Consider the following 13,605-nt stretch of genomic DNA (forward strand, 5'->3'; position numbering starts at 1 on the left):
CATTTGGGATGGTCGCACGACAAGAGGAGATCGGACGGTGCGAGGTGTAGCCCGAAACTTCAGGCTTCCTGCTGCAGCACGTCGCCGTCGGGCAGGGTGCCCTCGCCGTTTCCTCCATTGACGATATCGATCAACCAACGATTCACGTCCGCCAACATCTCGGTGGACAATTCCCGACCGCAGGGATACTGTCTGAGGACGATGTTGATGCCGACCGCGTGGAGGAAACCCAAATCCTGGGCCGCATGAGCGGGGGTATACTCGTCATCGTCGCGCCCCACGGAAATCAAGACGGGCACCTCGCGCACGCCGAAATAGTCGGCCAAGGGCCGCATTCCCCGCGGAGCCGGCCCGCAGAGGGAAATCGCTCCCGCGAATCGCCGCGGACGCCGCCATGCCAATCGCAGGGCCATCGTTCCGCCGCTCCCGAATCCGGCGAGGAATACTCGATGGCGGGCGATGCGAAATCGCCGTAACGAACCGCTGATGGCGTCGTCCACGCGACGCTCGGCTTCCTCGATGCACTCCGGGGTTTGCGGCCAATCCCATCCGGCGCTGCCCGTCGCGTCCACGGCGAAACCACGCGGCGCCACCGCCACGAAGTTCTGCAAATTGACCAGCGGCATGACGTACAGCAATTGCCGTTCATCACAGCCGCCGTGTCCATGCAACCAAATCAACAGCGGATAAGCATAATTCGGCTCGTAATGCAGCGGCGCCAGAACCGTCCTCGCATGGTGCCCCGGCGTCGCGAACCGCTCTCTCGCGAGAGCAGCGTCCTCCGAGAAAAGGGGTTCTGAAAACGACTCCGCGGACGACATCTTGGACAGAGCGCGACGATCCATGGACAGATTCGCTTCCCAATCCTTAATGGCCAAATACCAAGCAGGAAAAACGGCCCGGCGATCGAACACGTCCGGCATTCCGCCGACTGCGACGCGACGCCTGAATCAACGATTAGAAACGGTTCGACACGCAAAATCTCGCTCGCGATCTTGCCGAACGACGAGTTGCCCGGGCCGAGTATTCAAGACTGTACCCCAACGCGCGGCGACCTGTCAACCGTACTTGCGGCATCGCGGCAGCGAGCAAAATTCGCGCCGCACCCGCACGTGACGACGTTTTTTTGCCTGGCCCTTGCGGCGACCCTTCGCTCGCCGAAGTCCGGTCGGCAGCCGTTTTCGCCGTTTCCCCGCATCGACGCGGTAACACCACACGGAAACGGCCCGCCGCCTTTCGATCGCGCAGCGGGCCGCCTGCTTGCACTGCCTTCCATGCAATCGCGCTAGACTATATTCAAGAGATAGCGCGGTGAGGCGAATCCGGTCCCTAGGACCGGACCAATTTGTTCATGGTTTGCACCAGCCCCTTGACCGCCTCAACGCTCTTGCGGAATGCGTCTTCCTCATCAGGCAACATTGCCAACTCGATGATCTTCTCCACGCCTTCTTTTCCGAGGATGACGGGCACGCCGATGTAGTAGCCTCCCACGCCGTACTCCCGGTCGCAATAGGCGGCGCAGGGGAGGAGACGCTTCTTGTCTTTCACGATGGCCTCCACCATTTGCGCCGTGGCGGCGGCGGGAGCGTAGTAAGCACTTCCCTTTTGGAGCAACTTCACGATTTCGGCGCCGCCGTCTCGCGTTCGCTGCGTGATCGCGTCCAGCTTTTCCTTGGAAAGCAACTGCGTGAGGGGTATTCCGCCCACCGAACTGCAACTCGCCAGCGGTACCATGGTGTCCCCATGTCCGCCCAGCAACATCGCCGCGACATCCTCCACGCTGACGCCCAGCTCCATTGCGACGAAGGTCCGAAACCGCGCGGTATCCAACACGCCGGCCTGGCCCATGACGCGGTACGGGGGAAAGCTCGTGACCTGCCAAACGCGTTGCACCATGGCGTCCAAGGGATTGCTGACCACGATGATGATGGCATGAGGACTGGTCTTCTTGATTTGTTCGGCCACCCCGCCTACGATCTTGGCGTTCGTGGCGAGCAAGTCATCCCGACTCATCCCCGGCTTACGAGGGATCCCCGCCGTAATCACCACAATGTCGCTATTCGCCGTGTCCGCGTAATCGACGGTGCCGCGAATGTCGGCATCGAAACCCATGATGGGAGAGGCTTGCATCAGGTCCAGGGCCTTACCCTTGGGCATGTCGCCCGCCTCCGGGATATCCAAGAGCACGATATCTCCCAACTCCAAAGACGCACACCAATGCGCCGTGGTGGCCCCGACGTTTCCCGCTCCAATGATGGAAATCTTGGCACGTTTCATCGGATCGTCGTTCCTTTCTCAAGTGCTTCCCGTAAAGAATGCTTCCCAGTCCGCCGCCGAGCCCACTCGCGCGACGTGTTGCGGTCATGTGACGCCGTACCGGCAACGTCTCGTGTTCCACGACGTTGGCGATCCCTCCCGGGAGCTTGTTATTTTTGCCCACTCGTCGGGAAAAGGAAAGTCCGCGAACGGCCCGGCTCGCCCGCCCCTTGTGAGCCGACTCGCGAAAGGCCAAGATGAGAAGGATTAGACGTGGGGCGGCGGCGCTTTGGTTCGGAAAGCCGTCCCGACTCACGACGCGGCGAAGGACGCCCGGGCATCTCACGGAGAGCTTTCCCCCATGAACATCCAAGAAGTGGTATCGCAATTGAAGGAAGAGCGGGGCGGTCGCATCGTGATGATGGTCGCCGACGGTCTGGGCGGCCTCCCCCTGACGCCCGAGGGGCCGACCGAACTGGAAGCGGCCCAAACCCCCAATCTGGATCGTCTCGCCAAACGGGGAGTATGCGGGTTGATGACGCCCATCAAGCCCGGCATCACGCCGGGAAGCGGGCCGGGACACCTCGGCCTGTTCGGCTACGATCCGCTCCGGTACGTGATCGGCCGCGGCGTATTGGAGGCCACCGGCATCGGCTTTGCCGTCGGCCCCAAGGACGTCGCCATCCGTTGCAATTTCTGCACGCTGGACGCCGAGGGCAAGATCACGGATCGCCGAGCCGGCCGGATCGCGAGTGAAGAAAGCGCCGCCGTGGTCGCCACCCTACGCGCCGTCCGGATTCCCGGCGTCGAAATCTTCGTGGAACCGGTGAAGGAACACCGTTTCGTGGTCGTATTTCGCGGAGAAGGACTGGGGGCCGATGTCGCCGACACCGATCCGCAAGTGGTCGGAAAACCGCCTCTGGACCCCGTTCCGCACGACGAAGCCTCGCGCAAAACCGCCGAGATCGCCAAAGAGTTCGTCGCGCAGGCCCGCAAAATCCTGGCCTCGCAGCGTAAAGCCAACGGTTTGACCATGCGAGGGTTTTCGAAGCGGCCTCAACTCCCCAGCTACCGAGAAGCCTACGGCCTGAAGGCGGCGGCCATCGCGGTCTATCCCATGTACAAAGGCCTGGCCAGCCTGGTGGGCATGAATCTGCTAGGAAAATCGGCCACCCTCGAAGAAGAGATCGACGTCTTGGAGAAGGCGTGGAAAGAGACCGACTACGACTTCTTCTTCGTTCATTTCAAGTATACGGACAGCCGCGGCGAAGACGGCGACTTCGATGCCAAGGTCAAGATGATCGAGACGTTCGATTCCGTCTTTCCGCGCGTCGAGGCCTTGCGACCCGACGTCCTGATCGTCACCGGCGATCACAGCACCCCCGCCAAAATGAAGAGCCACAGTTGGCATCCCGTGCCGACGCTCCTGGTAGCGGATAGCTGCCGCCCCGATGCGGCCCAAGCCTTCAGCGAAAAGGCCTGTCTCCAAGGCGGGTTGGGGCACTTCGAGGCCGTTTACTTGATGCCGCTCGCCTTGGCCCACGCGGGCAGGCTCGCCAAGTTCGGCGCGTAAACCGCGTCGCCCGTCCTCCTGTCGCTCCGCAGGCGGTGTTCTGCCTCCCGCATGCCGCGGCCGGATAAGAGGGAGCGATTCGATCCGTTGCCGCATAACGGCCCACTTGCCGCAACGGTTACCGGATCAATCGTGCGTTGAGCCAGTCCACGTAATCCAACTCGTCGGCCCGCGGACCGAACTCCACGATCAAGTCCAATCGTTCGGCGTTCGCCACGTCGAGGCTGACACGAGCGGGCACCGACGTCGTCCGTAGCGTGTCCGTCCGCCAGACGGTCGATCCGTTCACCAAAATGCGGCAAGCGGCATCGCCTCGTCCCCGCGCGGCGTCGTCCATCACCACCTCGGCGCAGAACCTCCGAACCTGTTTGGCCAAGTCGTAGGTGGCGCGACACGCGCTGTAAGTCCCCAAGCCTTTCAGATACAGCGCCCCGCCGCTCCGTAAATACGCCCCGCGCGGCGTCCGGTCTCGGCCTAGCGGTTGGGGGTACGTCAAATAGGGCACATGCACGTATTCCGTAGGAGCACGATCCGATAGGTAAATCACACGTCCGCCGAACGCGTGCAGATATTTCACCGCCGCCACGAAATCCCAGGTCTCCGGTTGCGTCGCCCGTTCTGCCAAACGGATCCGATGGAGCGACTCCGTCCCGGAGGCCTTTCCCGCTTGACGCTCGATATCCAAAGGATATCTGCCGTTCACCGGTTCGCGGACGATCAGACGCGAACCATCCTGCAGCCCCAGCGCCACCGACCCGGAAACGGATCGCGGAACTCCGGACCCGCGAAACCCCACGGCCGCGATGCGAGATGCCGGCACGTCAACCGAGCCGAAATCACTCACAATCCGAACGGCGGACGCATCTCCCTGAAGGACACGTCCCCGAAGTTCATCGCCGTTGGTAAAGATCACGCGATCGTACTCGCTGTTTCCCGCGGCAATGCGATCCAGCAAACGATCTCTCGCGAGGACCGAGGACGGTGCCGCGACCATGAGGCCGGCCAACTGCTCACACGGCACTCGCAAGTCGCCGACCCGGGCGTGGCGCCAACGAAGCACACCTTTTTCCCAGCCCTGCCAACTGCCGCTCAACAACGTGCCATCGACGAAATAGAGATAATTCCCGCCCGGCTGAAGATCGGGGCACGTCCCCCAACTCACCAAGTCCTCGATGCTTTTCGTGAGGATTCGCGATTCGGGTGCGTCGGCCTCGGGAATGAGCAAACGAATCTCGCCCGCGGGATCGAAACCTGCCAGACCTGCTCGCGACGGCGGTTCGTCGACCAAAAGGCACGGCGCGACTTCCATGCCTGCGTCCGGAGAGTGACTACTTCCGGAAAAAGCGGAGCTGTAAACGGCTCCACGACCGCCCGTCACCAACATGGCCAGAACTCCGGCGACGGCCGTCCGGCGCGAGCAAGGATTCCCCTCGCTCGTCGAGCAACGCCTCTTTGCCGCGAGACGACTCCCAGCCATCAGGACATGACTCCTTGCAATCCGGTTTGCGTAACATCCGTCATGCGCGTATTCCCGGGATCGAGCGGCATCCGGACTTTTCCATTCAACGTTCAAAGATCGGCAAATAGCCGTTCGGGACCTGGAGGATCAGGCACGCCATGGCGGTGCCGTATTCGGGAGAAATGGGGTCGGCCCAAGAGCCGTCGGGGGATTGGCGGCGAATCAATTCATCGCGAATGGCCGGATAATAGCGAATCCACGCATCGCCCCCGCGTTGCCACATGGCTTGCACGGCGTAATAGTGCCCATAGAAATAATACGGTTCCTGCCGGATGACCCCCGGCTGCGGTACGAAGTCGAGCAAGTATCGAATACCGTTTTCGACTTCCGATCCCTCGTAGATTCCCGCCGAGAACAGGGCCATCATGCCGGCGGCCGATCGGGCGAAACCGCTCTCGCCGGGAGTCAGCATGTAGCGGAAACCGCCGTCCGGATTCTGCGACCTCCGCACATAATCGATACACCGATCGACGGTCTCCTTGGGGACGTGCAAGCCGGCATTCCGTGCCGCCCGGAGGGCCATGATCTGACAGACCGTCACGGAAATATCGGCATCCAGCTTCTGCGGCTGATAGCGCCAACCGCCCTCGGCATTCTGCGTGTTCACGATCAAGTTGGTCGCGGCGGCCAGTTTTTCGCGGAGCTCCGGCCGGGACGTCGACCCAAGGCATTCGGCCAGGAACAAAGTGGCGAATCCATGTTCGTACATCGGGCCGCGGCTGGCTGAAGGCGCGTTTAGAATCAGGCCGTTTTCCCGACACTGGTCGAGGATGTATCGCATGGCCCTATCCGTCACGTCCCCGTGCGGGCCGCGGTTGGGAAGACTACCCTCCGCCAGAAAGGCCATGCCGACCAAGGCCGTCACCGCCACATTGCCCCGATATGCGCCGCTGCCGAAAGATCCGTCCTCTCGCTGACGAGCGGCTAAATACTTCAGACCGCCCGCCACGGCCCGTTCCGCCGCAGGAGTCATCATGCCCGCCGCCGCAGCTTCGGCCACGTCGGCGTTACCGGCGAGTTCAGCCCGCGCCGAAGCCCCCGCACCCAACACCACGGCCAGAATCCCCACCATCCGCCACAAGACGGGTCGTCTCCGGCCACGGGTGCGACCAAGTACTCGCTCGGCCCTCGGGAGAATTCTCCCCTCGATCGACCGCGGCAGAGACAGGTCCGATATCCGTCCGGCGACCCTTCGCGTTGTCATTGCCGCCCCTCCGTCTTCGGCAACGTCATCGTCGCTCGCGGGACGGTCATGATGCGGTCCTTCCCGCTCGCGGCGCGCCCTTCCGACAAACGTCGAAAATAGGCTTCGATCATTGGGCGATACTTAGGGAGGAAGGACTCGGCCCCACGCTGCATGAGAATGTCTCGCTCCCGCTGCGGCAGTTCACCCCAAATCCGTTGCAGGACCATCCGCAGATCTTCCGCCGAGTTTTCGCCGCCGCCTTGAGTTTCTCCCCGGCCCGGTTGATTCTCCCCCGGCCTCGCGGCGGTCGCGGAATCATCCGCTTCTTCGGACGATGGCATCGGCGGGGTTTGGGATTGCCGGGCGGAAGCCGAAGCAGACGCCGAAGCCCCTTCCGCCTGGCGAATCAATTCTTCCAAACGTTTCACCACGTTTTGTTGCAATTGACGTGTACCCGGCCCCGTGTCGCCGCTATTGAGTCTCTTTTCGCTTTCTTCCATCCACTGGAGGACTTCGGCAAGCGGATCGCGCGGCTGCTCGGAGGCCGTGCTGGAACGGGTAACGGAATCCGCACTCCGCTCCGCCGCGGGCGCCGTTTCCATCGTAGCCGCCAAGCCATCACTTAGGATGAACCGTTCCATGCTGCCGGAGGGCAAACCCAGGCAAATCGTCAGATGCACGACGGCCCCCATGAACAAGGCGACATCATCTCGGAGATGCCTCCGTTTCGGGGTGATTCTCGCAGCTCCCGGCTGCCTCGGGCGTCGTGAATTTGCTGCGGTCATGGTGTCAGTAAATCCTCCAAACTGCCCGGCGAGCTTGGCGGGATCAACGCGGGCGGCTCGCGCGGCGTCGCTCGAGGCGGAGCCTCACCGGATTGCGACGGCTCCGGTCCCTCGAGGAGTAACTCCAACATGCGACGCAACTGCGATTGCCGTCGGCTCAGGCGGACAAGCTCCGCCGCCGTCTGCCCGGCGGCATCATTGCGCCGCCTCGCCTCCAATTCTTCCGTCCGCCGCAGCAGATCCGATTGCAATTCGCGCACCAATTTGAGTTCCGCCAACATCCGTTGAGCTTGTCGCGCCAACTCCGGATCGACCGGCTGTCCGGATTGTCCTTGCGGTCCCCCCTGCCCTCCGCCCAGTGTTTCCGGTTCCGAAATCGCACGATCGGCCAGCGATTGCGCAACCTTTTCGAGAGCCGCCGCCGCTTGATCCTGAAGGGTCACGGTCGTTTCGTCGAACAGTCGGCGTTCCAGTCTTTGAGCCGCGGACTCCATCGCGGCCTCGGCTTCCTCCAAGATGAAGGTGGCAAACGGCCGGTCCACCCACCGGCTGCGGAGATCCGCCGCCTCCGCAGCCAAACTCCGTTGACGCTCGTGAACCGCAGCATCCGTCCTGTCCCCGGATGCGAGTTCTCTGGTCTCTTGCATCAACTCCTTTTGCCTCGCGGTCAGTCCGCGCAAGATTTCCAATTGCTGCCGAATCTCGGCGGCGGCTTGCCTGAGGGACTCCCGCGCCATGCGTTGCGTCAAATCGGCGAGGGCGCGACGCAGTTCGGCCTCCGCATTCCGGGCCGCCGCCGCGGCGCCCTCCGCGTCCGCCTCGCGCGCGGCATCCGCCGCGCGATTCATGGCACGGGCCGCGTCGGCGGAAGCTTCAGCGGCCGATGGCGCGTTGCCCGATCGCAACTCCTGCGCTATCGACCTGGCCGCCTCAGCGTCCACCGCCTGACGCCTACTGAACTCTTGCCAAATTTCCGGTCGTTTCTCGCCCGATTGCAGGCGGCTCTCAAGTTCCGCCTGCCACTTCGATTGTCGGCCTATCAATTCTTCCAGTTTGCTTGCGGCTTCCCGCCAAACCTCCGCACCATTTTGCGAGATCCCTCCCTCTGAAAACCGCCCGAGCAATTCCCGCAAGTCGGCGATCACCTCCCGTTGCGTTTGCAGTCCTTGGCTCAAACGGTTGTCGTCGACCGCCGCCGCGGCCGTTCGCATGCGAGCCCCAATCGCCGCCTCCTTGGCGCGATCCACGATGTCACGGAATTGCCGTAAGTCCGGCCTATCGGTGTTGCTTTCGGCCGGCGGCGACCGGTCGACGTCTTCCTCCCCCGCCGACAGGGAACCATCCCTTGGTTCATCCCTGCGGTCCGCGGCATCGGCGGCGGGGCGAGCCGCAGCCGCAGTTTCCTCCATCAGGCGATCAAACTCGGCGGCCAAGGCCGACTGTTCCTGCGCGGCATCGCGCAAGCCCTCCAATTCTTTCGGCGACAAGGCTTCGCGCGAACGTCCCACAGTTTGCTGCCCCAAACGCAGCACCCGTTCCGCCAGGGCCTCCTGCCGCTGCACGATGTCTTCCAACCGCCGACGAAGCTCGAATTGTCGGCGTAACACTCCCCAGCTTTCCAGAATCCTTCGCAGCTCTCGTTCCATAATTTGCTGATGCCCGAGCACTTGCTCCAAGACACTCACGACCCGATTCGCGGCTTGTTCGTCAAGGTGAATTCCTTGGGAATCGGCAGCCGCATTCTCGCTGAGAAGGCTCCTCAAGCTCTTGACCGCCTGGGTCAGCCCTTGTTCGGCGGCCTCGCCGTGTTCTTGCTCGAGCCTGCGGAGCGACTCCGCCAACTCTTCCAACCGACGCACATCGGGATGTGCGCCCAAGCCGCCGACCACCAACTCCTGCACGATCCGGCCGATATCCGCCGGCAACCCCACGGCGGGATCGCCCAGGGCCTGTCCGATCCGGCGTTGGGACAATTCCACCGCCGCCAACGTCTCGGCATCCAGTCGGGCCAAGGGAGCGGACGACGACACGCGCCCTTGCCAAGAACGCACGTCTCCCAGTGCTTGGCGTTGAAGTTCCAACAGTTGCGAGAGCTGAGCCAAGATTCGGTTCCGATCCGTCGCCGTCAGATCCAACAATTGCCGCACATCCACGATGCGCAGCGCGATCGAAGCGCTTTCCGCCGTTTGCCCGGCATAGTCCTCCGCTACCGCTCGCACCTCGACGGTCATTCCCGCAGCGGCGTTGATCTCGGCTAGATTCAAACCGGCGCGAAGCGACCGCGATTCGCCCCACTTCTCCCATTCCGACATTCGTTCCTCTCGCTGGGGAGACGGCACGGTCCCCTGGTAAACGGTCCGCGGCGGAAACTCCGCAGGAACGGCCGGGTCCGCACAGATGTATTGAACGCTCCGCAGCGCGAGGTCGTCTCGGGCCGTGAGAAGCAGCGGCACCTCGGCCTCAGGGGTGGAGTAACGAATTCGCCCTGCCGTCTCCAGCCAGGCGGTCGGCGGTTTATCGACGACGGCCCGAATCTCCCAGCGGGGCGGGTCGGGGTTCCTCGTCCCGTCGGCGGCCTCCACGAAGAGCCGGTAACTGCCCGATTCCCGCACCAACCACGGCGAGGATGCGTCCCGGGCGGCGCTCTCCGGAGAGTGAACACCCTGCGTTGTCGCACTCTCGGACTGCGAACCGTCCGGCTTTGCGGGGGCCAAGGCGAAGGAGCGACCGTCGCGGTCGATCGCCAAATCGAACCGTTCCCCGCTGGAGACCTCGATGGTCACTTTGCTCAAGGTGCGATCCGCCCGTCCCTGGGGCAGAACTCTCGTGCCCACCACGGCCTTGATCGCGCCGTCGCTCATTTCTTCCGCCCAGCCCGTGTATTCCGGTGGAACGAGCCGCAGCGACCATTGCACGATTCGCGGTGCCTCCACTACCGTAACTTTGTGCCATTCGCCGTTGACATCGTCACCCCCGCGGATGCGGAAGGCAAAGGAAGAGCGGACGTTTTCCCGCCGGTGCCTTGCCGTCGCTCCCAGTCGTTCCATGACATACGACTCCTCCGGAAGGGAGTCACTCTCGATCCAGCGGTAGTCGATGGTCACATCGTCCGGCAATCGTCCCGACGCCTCTCTCACTAAGACCTCAAAAGTGGAACCTTTGGCCACGCGATCGCTGTACGATTGGACCTCCAAATGGGTCCGTTGCGGCCAGGGAAGATGCAGAAAAGGGTTCAGGAGGCGTGCTGCGGCCGTTCCGGTCGCAACGGGATTCGCCCAAGCCAATGCGGAAAGCACAAGGACGGCCGCCGCAGCCAAGCCGAGCGCCGACCACATTTCCCGCCAGGGTAACGGCCACGGCGGGGGGCCGGATTGCAGCAACAGCTCGGCCTCTTGCAGGGCGGCGGCGCGCAAGGCCGCGGATTCCTCACCGAGATCCCCGTCCGCTGCGGCATCCCCGGAAACGAGCCCGGCGAATTCCACCGCCGCGGCCAGTTTACCGCGAAAGCCGGGAAATACTTTTTCAGCCCAAATCGCCAGAGCGATGGGTTGGATGGACGACGCCAGGGCCGGCAGTAGCCAACGCCGCATGCTTTCACCCGCAACCGCCAGCCACGTGCCGGTCAGCAGGAAACGCATTCCGCTTTCGCGAAAACGGAAAAGATAGTCGGCCGCGCCCAAGACCAGCCCCGCGACGATCACGAGAAAGAGCGTCCAGCCGCCGGCGCGCAGGATCGCTACCCGTCTGAGACGGCGACGCAGTGTCTCGATTTCTCGAATCAGCCGTTCGCTCATGCATTTCCCGCGGCGGTCGCGCCGAAACGGAATTCAACTACCTACCGGAGGCCTCTCGCCGGCCGACGCGCACCCGAAGGCCCCCTGCGACAAGCGGTCAAACCGCACTTGCACTCCTTGTCCATTCTACGCCAGGCCGCGCAACTTTCGGATCAACCATTCGCACGTCAGAAGCCCGAACAAAAGCACGAGAACACCCGGCCGGTTCCAAAGGGTGACGGGCGGCAACCGTTCCACAGCGACGGATTGCCCGGTGGGAAGCGCACGGCTCAACTGCGATAGTTGCCAGGGGCGACAAAAAGCCCCTCCCGTCGTGTTCGCCGCCTCCTTCATTCCGGCAAAATCCGGCTCCGGTTCCTCCATTTCCCTCTTCGGAGGCTCGACCTCGAAGTTTGCCGTCGGTAAAGGCTCGGGGACGATAGGAGCGGCGAGCCATGCTCGATATTGTCCAGGCAGGAGATCCTCCGCTCTGCCCTCGAAGACATGACCGGTCACACCGCGGCGCTCCAGTCGCAATTGGGATCGGGCCGCTCCGTCGCGTTCCAGAAAGACCGTCACCGAGTCGGGCGGGACCGGAGTCCCTTCGCCGGGGCGGAAAACAGCACGCAAAATCACCGGCTCGCCGGGCGGATACACGCGCTGATTGCTTTCCAACGTGGTCCTCCGTTCGCGTTCCAACTTCCCCCGGGCCAAGAATCTCAACGTCTGAATCCAGTAGCGACTAAAGCCGGCCTGACCGCCGCGGTAGCGCCATCGCCACGTCTCGTCGATCGCGTGGAAAAGTACTCTGCCGCCGCCCGCGTATTGGAATACGATGAGCGGCACGGGGTCTCCATTCCAACGGCGTTCCGATCCATGGGCGGCCAATACCCGCGCGCCCGGCTTGAGTTCGCCGACCGGCGCATACCAATACAAATCGGGCAACGACTCCCAAAGCGCCGCGTTCTGACGAGGGTCCAACGCCAATTGCATGCCCGGGCTTCCCATTCCTATTTCGGTGGGTACTACTCGCAGCGGTCCGGGCTTGCCTGCCGGATCAGCGGGCCGAACCTGGTCGCTCTCGAACGGAAACAGAGCCGCCAAGGGAGTTTCCCGAAAGCCCGCCGGCATGAATTGCTCGCCGGCGATGAAAACAACGGCGCCGGACTTCGCCGGATCGCGAACAAACTCCGCGATGTCCTCCAAGGTGGAACGGGGAAACCAAGCGGGATCGACGTCGCCCAGCATGATCACGTCGTAGCGCCGTAACTCATCGCGTCGCATCGGTACGCCCGGCAATACGTTCTTGGCGTCCGAGGCATATTCCGGATCCGCCGACTGCAAGACGCAATCCAAGGACACGCTCGGCTCGCGCAACAAGAGATTGCGGAGATAGCGGTATTCGAATCGCGGCATGCCCTCGACGTACAGGACTCGGATCGGCTCGTCCAGCACGCGTATCGACCGCCGCAGAATATTGTTTTCCTCCCGCAACTCCCCGGCCTGGAGCGGCGTCTCCACCCGTAAGTCCAGCGTGCCCACCCGGTCCGCCTGAAATGCCAAGCGAACGCTTTCGGCGAAGGAATCGCCTTGTACGGTGACCACGGTAGAAACCAACGTTGCGTCGGCGGACTCGTCCACGATGCGAATCGGCACCGCCTGCCCCGAATAACCGTCGGCGACGATGCGGACGTCGGCGAAGACGACATCGTGAAGGAAGACGGTATCGTCCATGCGAAGATCGCTCAAACGGATATCGCGATCGGCCCCCGGGCTGCCCACCCCCACGAAGAACAACGGCGTTCCCCGCCGCTTCAATTCGGCCGCCGTCTCCTTCCAATCCGGTCCTTCGTTGCAAACCCCGTCGGAAAAAACGACCACCGCCGCAGGCGGCGATCCGCGAAGCGCATCCAGTGACGCGAGCACGGCCTCTCCAAGCGGCGAGGTCTCGCGAACAGGCTCCACCTCCGGCAGCTTCCCTTGCGGATCGGCGGGATTCCAGTCGAAACCGCGGCCGCCATCCAAAAAGAACACGCGGACTCGATATCCCCGGCTCCACTGAGCCACCGGCTCCGGCGGCGCCGAGAGAATTCGCCGGACGATTTCGAATCGCGCGGGCTTGCTCGCCAAGCCGGGAAATGCACGATCCAGCGATTCTCTTTCCGTCTTGGAATACCGGTCCTGGAGCGTCATGCTGGCCGAGTCATCCCATATCACCGCCAAGAAGGGCAAGCCGGTCCGCTCAATCATCAAAGTCCATTGCCCCAGCATTGCCAGGACGACCGCCGCAATCGCCAAACGAATCGCGATCAAACCGGCCCGGCCCGCGGGCGAAATATCGCCTTCCTCCCGGCGGTAGAGCCGAACGACGAGAATTACCAAGACGATAATTACCACAACGGTGACCCACACGGGCCACGGCCAGTGCGCGATGAGCTTGACCGCGACGCCTTCGCCCGGCGCAGTCCCTGCCCCCATCCAGCGTTGCAGCCAAAATGGAACGTCCATCTTCG

8 protein-coding genes are annotated in these 13,605 nt (G+C 63.0%); 1 reads left to right on the forward strand and 7 read right to left on the reverse strand.

What is annotated here, in order from left to right; translation table 11 throughout:
- Positions 1 to 59: 59 nt before the first annotated feature.
- Positions 60 to 914, reverse strand: coding sequence for an alpha/beta hydrolase (locus tag ACZ5B4_RS07660; RefSeq protein WP_464913844.1), 855 nt, complete (start codon positions 912 to 914; stop codon positions 60 to 62).
- A gap of 415 nt (positions 915 to 1,329) precedes the next feature.
- Positions 1,330 to 2,277 carry a malate dehydrogenase gene (gene mdh, locus ACZ5B4_RS07665; RefSeq protein WP_464913845.1) on the reverse strand — a complete coding sequence of 316 codons (948 nt, stop codon included), beginning with the start codon at positions 2,275 to 2,277 and terminating at the stop codon, positions 1,330 to 1,332.
- Between the two features lie 340 nt (positions 2,278 to 2,617).
- Between mdh and ACZ5B4_RS07670 the strand changes: the two genes are divergently transcribed.
- Positions 2,618 to 3,829 carry a 2,3-bisphosphoglycerate-independent phosphoglycerate mutase gene (locus tag ACZ5B4_RS07670; RefSeq protein ID WP_464913846.1) on the forward strand — a complete coding sequence of 404 codons (1,212 nt, stop codon included), beginning with the start codon at positions 2,618 to 2,620 and terminating at the stop codon, positions 3,827 to 3,829.
- Between the two features lie 118 nt (positions 3,830 to 3,947).
- On the opposite strand, the gene ACZ5B4_RS07675 is transcribed toward ACZ5B4_RS07670, so the two are convergent.
- The 5 genes from ACZ5B4_RS07675 to ACZ5B4_RS07695 all read right to left on the reverse strand — a co-directional run bounded on the left by ACZ5B4_RS07675 (position 3,948) and on the right by ACZ5B4_RS07695 (position 13,600).
- A complete protein-coding gene (locus tag ACZ5B4_RS07675) occupies positions 3,948 to 5,213 on the reverse strand; it encodes an NPCBM/NEW2 domain-containing protein (RefSeq protein WP_464913847.1) in 1,266 nt (421 codons plus the stop codon).
- A gap of 178 nt (positions 5,214 to 5,391) precedes the next feature.
- Entirely contained in the window at positions 5,392 to 6,420 is a 1,029-nt protein-coding gene (locus ACZ5B4_RS07680; RefSeq protein ID WP_464914004.1) for a prenyltransferase/squalene oxidase repeat-containing protein, read from the reverse strand.
- A gap of 128 nt (positions 6,421 to 6,548) precedes the next feature.
- Complete coding sequence (locus ACZ5B4_RS07685) at positions 6,549 to 7,319, reverse strand: hypothetical protein (RefSeq protein WP_464913848.1); 771 nt, start codon at positions 7,317 to 7,319, stop codon at positions 6,549 to 6,551.
- On the reverse strand, positions 7,316 to 11,113 hold the full coding sequence (locus ACZ5B4_RS07690; RefSeq protein ID WP_464913849.1) for a coiled-coil domain-containing protein: 3,798 nt from the start codon (positions 11,111 to 11,113) through the stop codon (positions 7,316 to 7,318). The genes ACZ5B4_RS07685 and ACZ5B4_RS07690 overlap by 4 nt, the downstream gene beginning before the upstream one ends.
- 126 nt (positions 11,114 to 11,239) lie before the next feature.
- Complete coding sequence (locus ACZ5B4_RS07695) at positions 11,240 to 13,600, reverse strand: hypothetical protein (RefSeq protein ID WP_464913850.1); 2,361 nt, start codon at positions 13,598 to 13,600, stop codon at positions 11,240 to 11,242.
- Positions 13,601 to 13,605: the final 5 nt, after the last annotated feature.

It is taken from the genome of Thermogutta hypogea (genome assembly GCF_055386265.1).